Below are 10,916 nucleotides of genomic sequence, written 5' to 3' on the forward strand. Positions count from 1 at the left end.
CTTTTTTATTTGTATAATTAAACTTTATTATAGAACTATTAATAAAGTTTGTTGATTTTAAATGAATAAAAAAAATAAAAATGCATTTGTTTAAATTTATAGAAAATTTGTGTAATTGTATTGACAATGAAAAAAATGTTGATATAATAAATTACATATAAAAGAAAATTTTTACATAAGAATACATTTAGGGGGGGAAACAAATGAGTAATACAGTTGCAAAAGAAAAAAAGAACTTATTTGGTAAATGTCTAGATGGTATTGAGATTGTAGGGAATAAACTTCCGCATCCGATAGCATTATTTGGACTATTTTGTTTAGCAATCATGATTATATCTGCAATAGCAGCAGCAACAGGACTTTCAGTAGAGGGTGAATTAATAAATAGAACAACAAACACTTTAGAAAAGCAAACAATAACAGCAATAAGTTTACTTTCAAAAGAAGGTATAGCTTATATGTTAGAAAATGCTGTATCTAACTTTGTTAACTTTGCACCACTTGGAATGGTTTTAGTTGGTATGTTAGGTATAGGTACTGCAGAAGGAAGTGGATACATATCAGCACTTCTTAAAAAGACAGTATCAGTAACACCAGCACAATTAGTTACACCAATGGTAGTATTTTTAGGAGTTATGTCAAACATAGCAAGTGATGCAGGATATGTTGTATTAGTCCCACTTGGAGCACTTATATTTATGTCATTTGGTAGACATCCACTTGCAGGTCTTGCAGCAGGGTTTGCAGGAGTATCTGGAGGATTTAGTGCAAACTTAATAGTTGGTACTATAGACCCAATGCTTGCGGGTATATCTACAGAAGCTGCAAGAATGATAGATCCTACATATACAGTTACAGCAACTTCAAATATGTTTTTCATGATGGTATCTACATTTTTAATAACATTTTTAGGTTGGTTTATAACAGATAAAATAGTTGAGCCAAGGTTAGGTTCTTATAAAGGTGGCTCTAGTTTATCTAAAGAAGATGATGATTTAAGAAATTTAACTGATAAAGAAAATAGAGCATTAAAAATTACTAACATAGTTGTTTTACTTATGATAGCAGGCATAATAATTTTAACAGTAGTGCCAGGATCATTACTTAGAAATTTAGAAATTGAAAAAACTAGTGGGTATGTAGCATCTATAATAGATCACTCTCCATTAATGAATGGATTTGTACCTTTAATGGCTATAATATTCTTCGTGGCAGCTATAGTTTATGGTAGAACTTCAGGCCAATTTAAAAACCATAGAGATGTATGTAATGAGATGGGTAAAGCGATGAGTTCAATGGGTGGATACATAGCATTAGCATTTGTTATGGCACAATTTGTACAATATTTTGCATATACTAACTTAGGAACAATACTTGCGATACAAGGTGCAGAGTTGCTACAATCAATGAATATGAATAAGTTAGTTCTTATGGTAGTATTCGTACTATTTGCAGGATTTATAAACTTATTTATGGGATCAGCTTCAGCTAAATGGGCAATAATGGCTCCGGTATTTTTACCAATGTTTATGAAGCTTGGAATATCTCCTGAATTAACTCAGGTAGCATATAGAATAGGTGATTCAACTACAAATATAATATCACCACTTATGAGTTACTTTGCAATGATAGTTATATTTGCTCAAAAGCATGATAAAAAGGCTGGTATTGGTACATTAATATCTACAATGATACCATATACAATAATATTCTTAATAGGATGGATAATATTACTTGGAATATGGATGATGTTAGGATTACCATTAGGACCAGGTGTATCATTACACTACCCAGCATAAAATTAAAAGTAAGAGCACTTCTATTTAATAGAAGTGCTTTTTTATATGCTAAGGAATTATAAATTATCTGGTTTGTGGATAAATTATAATTCCAACTGCTGAATCTAAGCAACGGACGCGGTCGTTGGCGAGATGAGCGAAGCGAATTTTTTATGATTTAAGATACAAAAATATATAAATATCATAGAATAAAATATATGATTACATTTTGAATAAGATATGCTATTTTAGAAAACATATATAATAATTATATTTAAATAAATTTTAAGGAGCATTTATATGAGTTATATATTATTGATAATAGGTTTTATACTTCTTATAAAAGGAGCAGATGTATTTGTATCAGGCTCATCTTCAATAGCTAAAATTTTTAATGTACCATCATTAATTATAGGTCTTACAATAGTGGCATTTGGTACAAGTGCACCAGAAGCAGCTGTAAGTATAACAGCTGCATTACAAGGAAATAATGATATGGCAATTGCAAATGTAGTTGGATCAAATATATTTAATCTATTATTTGTCATAGGTATTGCATCTATAATAAATCCTATAAAGGTACAAAAGAGTACTATAATAAAAGAATTCCCTTTTGCAATTTTGGCATCAATAGTATTAATGATATTATCCCATGATACTAAATTTCAAGGGTATAACCAAAACTTATTAACTAGAGCAGATGGTCTAATGCTACTAGTACTATTCTCTATATTTATGTATTACTTAATAGAGATGGCAATTACATCAAAAGAAGAAATGGAAATAGAACAGGCTAGTCAGCCGATGTCTATGAGTAAAAGTATAATAATGAGTGTGCTTGGTATATTAGGTATAATTATAGGTGGTAATGTAGTAGTGAATTCAGCAAGTGATATAGCATTATCTTGGGGTATGAGTCAAAACTTAGTAGGTCTTACAATAGTAGCTATAGGAACATCACTTCCAGAATTTGTTACTAGCGTAATTGCTGCTAGAAAAGGTGAAAGTGATATCGCAATAGGCAATGTAGTTGGATCAAATATATTTAATATTTTATTTGTTTTAGGAATCTCATCGACTATACATAACATACAAATACATCCTATAGTGTTTATAGATATGTTAATTATGATAATTGTGACGGTATTAGGTTATATATTATCTGCAACAAAGAGAAAGATTAATAAAGGAGAGGGTGTTTTATTGTCATTAATTTATATAGCATATATGGTATTTATAATAATAAGACAATAAAACTTAGTTTAATATAAAAAGAGCGTTGTTATAAACAACGCTCTTTACATTTAGTTTTCTATATTTAATTCAAGCTTTTCTTCTTCTGATAGTTTTGATATTGTTATACCAGTTGCACCGTAGAATAGTGATATTAAAGGGCAAAGTAAGTTTAAAAATGCATAAGGTAAAAATGCAAAAGATCCAACTCCAAGAGTAGCTGACATATAAGCCCCACAAGTATTCCAAGGAATTAAGGGTGAAGTTATTGTAGCACTATCCTCTAAAGCACGAGACAAGTTTTTAGGAGATAATCCTTGCTTTATAAATGCGTCTTTATACATACTTCCTGGAATTACTATAGCTAAATATTGATCTGCTACAGCTAAGTTAGTACCTATACAAGTAAATATTGTTGCTGCAATTAACCCAAAAGTACCTTTAGCCACTTTTAATATAGCTTTTGCTAAAGCTTCAAGCATACCTGTTTTTTCTAATATACCTCCAGTAGTTAAAGCACAAAGCATTAAAGATACAGTTCCTAACATACTATCAAGACCACCACGAGTAAGCAGTTGATCAACAAAATCCATACCAGTATTTGATACATATCCACCCTTAGCAACTAAAATTACATCCGCTATAGATGCCCCTTGGAATATAATAGCTATAACCCCTCCAAGTAAAGCACCGAATATTAGCCCAGGAATTGCTGGAACTTTTAGTACAACTAATAATATAACTGATGCAGGCACTAAAAGTAAAAATGGTGATAACGTATTATAATTATCTAAAAGTGCATTTTGTATTTGTGCTATTTGAGTAGTATCAATTTGGCTTCCAGCATACTTCATACCTATTATAGCGTAAAGTATAAGAGATATAATTAAAGCTGGAACAGTAGTATATAGCATGTGCTTAACATGATCAAATAAATTAGTACCTGCCATAGCTGGAGCTAAGTTAGTTGTATCAGATAGCGGTGACATCTTATCTCCAAAGTAAGCACCAGAGATTATAGCACCTGCTATTATTTGAACAGGAATACCAAGTGCACTACCAATACCTAATAAAGCTATACCTATAGTACCTGCAGTAGTCCAAGAAGAACCTGTAGATATAGATACTATGGCACATATTAATGTTGTAGCTACTAAGAATATTCCTGGAGATAAAATATTAAGTCCCCAATATATCATAGATGGAACTACACCAGATATAATCCAAGTTCCTATTAGCATACCTACAATTAATAAAATAAGTATTGCTTGCATAGTGGTATTTATAGAAGCTAAAATTCCTTCTTCTAGTTCTTTCCAAGTATACCCAAGTTTAACCACTGCAATTGTTGCTGCAAATATTCCTCCTAATACTAAAGGTATATGTGCAGATATTTCATATTTTTTTAAAACCACTAGACATGTTACTAACACTGCAACTAAAAAACCTAAGCACAACAGCGAATCAAAAAGTGTTGCTTGCTTTTTTTCTCTTGTTCTCATAAAATCCTCCTGTAATTTATGTCGAATATAACGTCAAGGAGAAATTAGATATTAAAAAAAGTCCAGGATAAAAGAACTTATCCTAGACTTAAGCATTCAAAAAATGAATAGTATACTTAATCTAAAGATAGTACTCCACAATATAATTGTGACAGTGCCATATATATTATACATGACCCCAACATATAAGATTTAAAGCGTTACTTATATATTTCGGCATAGTTACCTTTCATTTTGCTTCTTCGTGCTTAACTCCACAAAACTACTTATTAACGATGCGACCTCTACCATTAGTTATATCCGATATTTAATTTGATAAATGAATTATACCATAATTTTTTTTATTTATAAAGCAAAAAAAGAAAAAAAGGTAATATATTATCAAAATTTAGCTAATTAAATAAAACTTTTAAATTCAATATGTTTAGGTTAGAATATAGTATGTAAAACATGCAAAGGAGTGGTGAACTTGAGTAAGAAGAAATTTTATGCTGTAAGAAAAGGAAAAAAAACTGGAATATTTAACACTTGGAATGAATGTAAGATACAAGTGGATGGATACTCTGGAGCAGAATATAAAAGTTTTACTACAATTGATGAAGCAAAAGAATACATAGAAGGTAATAAAGTTATAATTTCAAAAAATCAAGAAAATAGTATAGAAGCATATGTGGATGGAAGCTATGAACATTCTCTTAGAGCATATGGATCAGGTGTAGTTATGATAAAAGATAACATAGTTCAAAATACATATAGTATAAAAGGAGAAGATGAATCTCTTGTAAGTATGAGAAATGTAGCAGGGGAGATAGAGGCTGCAAAAATTGCCATGGCATATTGTATAAGCAATAATATAGAAAATTTAACTCTTTATTTTGACTATGAGGGTATTGAAAAGTGGTGCATAGGAGTATGGAAAACTAATAAAGAAGGTACTAAAGAATATAAAAAGTTTTATGACTCGATAAAGGATAAATTAAATGTTAAATTTGTTAAGGTTAAAGCGCACTCAGGTGATAAATATAATGAAGAAGCTGATAAGCTAGCAAAAGCTGCAATAGGAATATAAAAAGTCTTGTAAATATTTACAAGACTTTTTATACATTTAAATAAAGTGTTAACTAATCTAGAAAATCATAAATTTTTTGTATTTCTGCTTGAACTTTAAGTGGATCATTTATACTTTGATACATAGCATTTGCTAATATATTTGCTTGGTCATAAGTTGATGTCCATGAAAAGATTCCGCCTAAGCAATTTTTAAGAACATATTGAGCTTTAAAGTATATTGATAAAGCATCATCATAAGACATTGAAAACTCACCATTTTTTACAAGATATGGAACAAGAGCATCTTTGTCAAATCTAAATTCATGTCCATTTTTATTTATATAATCTTTTCTTAATTGATCGTAAGTTCTTGTTATAGTTGCACCTAATCTTCCATAAAAAGGTATCCCAAGAAGAATTTTTTCAGAAGGCATTCCAGATGATTCGAGGTTTTTAACCATAGCATCTACACTATATCCAGGAAGAGAAAGAGGAGAATCATAAAGATTTGCTTGGTGCTTCATTGCATTTGGGCCTGTTTCTCCTGCTGTAAAGTCGTAACTCATAAGATTGAAGTAGTCAATTAATGGAGCTATTTTATCTACTTCAGCACTTCTATTTATATATCCCATATCACCAGTACCAGCAACACTTAGCCATGCATCCTCTCCTAAAACATCTCTTAGTGCAGTAAGTAAAAGTGTAAAGTTTTCTTTATCTTGAGGTCTAGCTTTTATTCCAGCAGCAGCAGTTCCAGGGTATTCCCAATCTATATCTACACCATCTAATCCATATTGATTTACTAGCTTTTGAGCTTCCCTTGCAAAATTATATCTAGATGCAGGAGTTAAAGCAGCATCAGAGAATCCTTCAGCTCCCCAACCTCCAATAGCAGCAATTACCTTTAAGCTAGGCTTCTCTGCTTTTAAATTAATTAATTGTCTTAAAAAATTTGGAGTAGGAACAAATAAAGTTCCATCAGGGTTTATTTCAACAAATGCATAAATAAGAGCATCTGAAAGTTGAGGATCAACATTAGTAGGGTTACCAAAAACATACTCCATAACTATTGGATTTACATCTGGACAGAATGTTACATCAACTGGTTGCTCGTGGATATTTGATATAGGTGGTCTAGTATTATTTTTGGAAAGAACACCTAGATTTGAATTTTTATCTGGATAATTAGGTATATAATTTATACACTCATAATTATCACTACTATTGTTATCTGGAACAAAACATAGATACCAATCTAAACAAGAATATTTTTTATCGCAATTAGAAACTTTATGTTTTAGCTCTTTATATGTTTTAGGGTAAGGCAAAATCAAAGGCATTCCAGGGAACCAGTTTGCAGGTGTAACTACATTATCTCTATCGCTAGTTTGTAAAGCTTCTATGATTCTAAGTATTTCAGGGATATTTCTTCCAGTTGTTAAAGGATAGTAAAGTATAGTTCTTAGAACTTGTTTATCATCTATAATAAATACAGATCGAATAGTTGATGTGTTACTCATTGGCTCAGAAATCATACCGTATAATTTAGCAATTCTCATATCTCTATCTTCAATGATAGGGAATGGAATTTCTACACCTGTTAGCTGAAAAATATTATAAATCCAAGCTAAATGAGAGCTATTACTATCAACACTAAGTCCAATTAACTCAGTATTTCTTTTTTGAAATTCAGGGTAGTACTTAGCAAAGCATAAAAATTCAGTAGTACAAACTGGTGTAAAATCACCAGGATGTGAGAATAATACGACCCATTTACCTGAGTAGTCGGACAACTTAATAGGTCCGGATGTTGTATCAGCCCTGAAATCAGGAGCTATTGATCCTAAACTTGGCAGATTTGGCATTTAAATCACCCCTTAATTTAATAAAATATTAACCTATTCTTATTGTATTTATAAATGATGTCTATTGTTACATTGAATAAGATTAACATTTTAATGACAAATATAACAAAAAATAACAATAATAATTGATATTTTTCGTTAGATTTGGTATAGTTAAGTATAATATTAAATGTAGGGATTTGTTACTATATGGGGTGATAAAGTTGAAAAGAGTCCTAAGAATATTTATTATGTCAGCCATTGCCTGTTTTTCTTTAACATTTGCTTTAATTATAATAAATGCAATTATGAAAATATTTATTGGTATAGACATATACTTTATGTTATTTATTGGAATGACTATAGTGTCGACTATTGGATTGGTTTTGTATAATTCTAAGACAATATTTTCTAAGAAAAAAAAGGTACGAAAAAATAGAGGCTCTCATAAAGTTGTAAGACAAACTAGCAAACATACTAGTGAAGTAAGAAAAAGAAAAATATCATAAAACATATAACATCAAATTTAGTATAAAGTATAAAACACAGTAATTACTGTGTTTTTTTGCTTATAAAAATGCTAAATTTATAATATATAAAGATATGACGTTATAATCTATAAATAATTATAATACAAAATAAATATAAGTATTTAACTGGAGGTATTATGATATGAGATATAATTTATTTGAAGCTAGTGTAGTGGGATATAAAAATATAAAAAAAGGGAAAGAATCTCAAGATTATCTTGATTATAAAATAATAAATGACTCGATTATTTGTACAGTAGCAGATGGACATAGTACAGATTTTTTTTGAATATAGTAGTGATGGATCAAGGATAGCTTGTGTTTCAGCGATTGGCGTTTTAGAAAAATTTATAGGAAAATCATTTAATGAAGTCAAAAAAGAGTTGGAAGAAAATAATATACAAAGATTAATTTATGATAAATGGATGGACTTAGTAAATGAGCATTATAAAAATATAAATCCTATAGTATTTAATACACAATATATAAAGTATTCTACAACATTAGTTACTACATTAATAACAAATGAGTTTAGATTATACTTAAAGATAGGTGATGGAGATGTAGTTACTAAAAGTAAAGATTCTTATAAAAAAATTTTAGAAACAAAAAATAAAGAAGTTGTAGATTCTTTAGGAAGATTTGAAGCATATAAAAACTTTATCTATTACATAGAAAAAAATGATGAAAGTAATAAATTAGATTATATAATTTTATTTACCGATGGATACGGAAATAGTTTTATAAATGAAAAAATATTATTTCAAAGTTTAGGAAAAACAATTAATCAATACAATAAAAGTGTTTTTTCTAGATGGATGCTATATAAAAACTATAAAGGAGATTTAAGTAAGCTAAGTAAAGCTGTTTCAAAGGATGATATTAGCATAATATATATTTTTATAAATGAATAAAATGGTGTAAATTGTCGAATGTGATTAATGTCTAGCAATGGAATATATGGTTAATAATGTATATATATGATATAATTAAACAAAGTTGGAAGAATAAATAAATTACTAAAGTTAAGGAAGGAACAAGAATGAATTTTAAGGAATTGTTTGATAAATGTGTAGATTTTATAGATAGTAAAAGAAAATCTATAATTACAGTTTCATTATCAATACTAGGACTTATATTATTAATGATAGTGTTTTTTATAAGTAGTGATGAGTTAAGTATAGGAAAAGAATCAGATGCACTATTAAAAAGTATAGAGAGTAGAAAATACGAAAATGCAAGTCAATACTATAATAGCACATTAAAAAAAGAGTTTTCTGAAAGTAAAATGAGAAGATTTAATAAGTCAGTTTCCAAAAAGATAGATAAATTACTTCTTACTAATGGAGATAAGTATGTAAATGGGCAAATAACTAAAGAACAGTACTTAGCATTAATAAATACAATAAATTCTCTAAATGGAATTGAACTAAATATTGAAAGAATTATAGAACAAGCAAAAAGAGTTAGTGAAATGTATCAAGAGGAAAATATAGATTATGATACGGCAATGTCATATATTAGTATATCATCTACTTTAAATGCCGTTGTAAATGAATTAGATGTATATAAAAATACAATAAAAGAATTATATGAATCTAGGCAGTTATATAAAACAGCAACAGAACATCAAGAGAAGAAGAAATATTATGAAGCTATAAATGAATATGACAAAATTTTAGAAGAAGATAAAAAATATTATGATTTAGCTCAAAAAAATAAAAAAGAATGCATTGAGGATATGTATGATTATTATTTAGAAAAAGCTGATGAGTCTAATACTCAAGGAAATTATGAAGAGGCATTACAATATATAGGTTATTTAAAACATTATTACTTTGATGATGAAAAAATAGTTTCACTAGAAAAGAAATATCAAAATAATTTATCTCTTTATACTCTGACACCAGAAGATATTATAAATATAATTTCAAAAAAGAGCGGAATAAAGAAAAAAAATATATCTATAGATTCATACCAACAAATGATTGATCAAGAAAAATATTATTATGTTGAAGTGTTTGAACATGGTACATTAATAGATGAGATATTAATAGATGCAAAAACTAAATCAATCTATTCGTACAAAGATGCAAATAAGCAATATAAAACTACTTATTCAGATGGATATTTTAGAATTTTAAAAGATGGTAAATTAGAATTTGCAATAAATGAAGAAAAAGCTCAATTTACATTGAAAAATAAACTAGAAGAAAAAGGTAATAAGTATAAAGATTTATACCCTGTATCTAAAGAAAAAGCTAATAGATATATTGATAATCAAGAAAAATTAGATAAGTTTTTAGGAGATGAAAAAGATTTATATTATTATGAAATAGTAAATAAAGGATGGTTCAAAGCAAAAGAAGTATATATTATAAATATGTATACAGAAAAAATATACTTTATTTCTGAAGATGATATAAAAGAGTATTAAGATGTGTTAATTAACACATCTTAATACTCTTTTTATTTAAAGGTTATATATTTAGAAAAAATGGTTTTTATCAGAATAGATTTAAAAATTAGACTTTTTATTATGAATCATATTATAATAGAAAATGAAATTATATATAAAAGAAAAATAGTTTTTTATGTATTATAAAAGGATATATTAAAGTAATATCTAAATATATAGTATATAAACAAATTTTAATGTAAGGAGAAACAAGAGGATGGGTAATATGAAAAGGAATATATATATTGGAATTGGTATAGTAAGTGCCATTTTAATATTATTCATAGGAATGATTGTAACTAAGATAAATGGTGAAAAGATAGTTAAAAATACATATATAAATGGCATCAATGTTGGAGGATTAACAAAAGAAGATGCTAAAAGTGAATTAGAACAAAAGTATAGATTGAAAGATTTAGATATTGAATATTTAGATAAATCATGGCAAGTCCCATCTAAAGATATAGACATTTCTTATGACTTAGATAGTACTGTAGAAAATGCATATAAACTAAATAAAG

The 10,916-nt window shown here is 28.1% G+C and carries 9 protein-coding genes, 1 pseudogene and 1 riboswitch; of the genes and pseudogenes, 8 read left to right on the forward strand and 2 right to left on the reverse strand.

Annotation, left to right across the window (positions count from 1 at the left end; translation table 11 throughout):
• Positions 1-203 precede the first annotated feature (203 nt).
• Both BN899_RS03695 and BN899_RS03700 read left to right on the forward strand, forming a co-directional pair.
• Entirely contained in the window at positions 204-1,799 is a 1,596-nt protein-coding gene (locus tag BN899_RS03695; protein ID WP_042273051.1) for an AbgT family transporter, read from the forward strand.
• Positions 1,800-2,078: 279 nt separating this feature from the next.
• Complete coding sequence (locus BN899_RS03700; RefSeq protein ID WP_042273053.1) at positions 2,079-3,032, forward strand: calcium/sodium antiporter; 954 nt, start codon at positions 2,079-2,081, stop codon at positions 3,030-3,032.
• Positions 3,033-3,082: 50 nt separating this feature from the next.
• Here the strand turns inward: BN899_RS03700 and nhaC are convergent, their stop codons facing one another.
• Positions 3,083-4,513 (reverse strand): Na+/H+ antiporter NhaC, encoded by a 1,431-nt coding sequence (gene nhaC / locus BN899_RS03705; protein WP_042273055.1) that lies wholly within the window; start codon positions 4,511-4,513, stop codon positions 3,083-3,085.
• Between the two features lie 120 nt (positions 4,514-4,633).
• A riboswitch (Lysine riboswitch) is annotated at positions 4,634-4,808 on the reverse strand.
• A gap of 168 nt (positions 4,809-4,976) precedes the next feature.
• On the opposite strand from nhaC, the gene BN899_RS03710 reads away from it, so the two are divergent.
• Positions 4,977-5,582: a ribonuclease H1 domain-containing protein gene (locus tag BN899_RS03710; protein ID WP_042273056.1), complete on the forward strand. Its 606-nt coding sequence runs from the start codon at positions 4,977-4,979 to the stop codon at positions 5,580-5,582.
• A gap of 52 nt (positions 5,583-5,634) precedes the next feature.
• Here BN899_RS03710 and BN899_RS03715 read toward each other — a convergent pair whose 3' ends face one another.
• Positions 5,635-7,428 carry a peroxiredoxin gene (locus BN899_RS03715; protein WP_042273058.1) on the reverse strand — a complete coding sequence of 598 codons (1,794 nt, stop codon included), beginning with the start codon at positions 7,426-7,428 and terminating at the stop codon, positions 5,635-5,637.
• 203 nt (positions 7,429-7,631) lie between these two features.
• On the opposite strand from BN899_RS03715, the gene BN899_RS03720 reads away from it, so the two are divergent.
• From BN899_RS03720 to BN899_RS03735, 5 genes and pseudogenes are all read left to right on the forward strand, one after another.
• The gene (locus tag BN899_RS03720) at positions 7,632-7,916 is read left to right on the forward strand and encodes a hypothetical protein (protein WP_052356558.1); all 285 of its coding nucleotides are present in this window, start codon (positions 7,632-7,634) and stop codon (positions 7,914-7,916) included.
• 163 nt (positions 7,917-8,079) lie between these two features.
• Positions 8,080-8,226, forward strand: coding sequence for a protein phosphatase 2C domain-containing protein (locus BN899_RS18910; protein ID WP_147568485.1), 147 nt, complete (start codon positions 8,080-8,082; stop codon positions 8,224-8,226).
• Entirely contained in the window at positions 8,201-8,851 is a 651-nt protein-coding gene (locus BN899_RS03725; RefSeq protein WP_042273060.1) for a protein phosphatase 2C domain-containing protein, read from the forward strand. Before BN899_RS18910 ends, BN899_RS03725 begins: the two co-directional genes overlap by 26 nt.
• A 128-nt stretch (positions 8,852-8,979) precedes the next feature.
• The gene (locus tag BN899_RS03730) at positions 8,980-10,374 is read left to right on the forward strand and encodes a hypothetical protein (RefSeq protein ID WP_042273062.1); all 1,395 of its coding nucleotides are present in this window, start codon (positions 8,980-8,982) and stop codon (positions 10,372-10,374) included.
• Positions 10,375-10,621: 247 nt separating this feature from the next.
• Positions 10,622-10,916 (forward strand): annotated as a pseudogene (locus tag BN899_RS03735) (VanW family protein); the annotation flags it as partial.

This window comes from Faecalimicrobium dakarense, assembly GCF_000499525.1.
Taxonomy (GTDB): domain Bacteria; phylum Bacillota; class Clostridia; order Peptostreptococcales; family Peptostreptococcaceae; genus Faecalimicrobium; species Faecalimicrobium dakarense.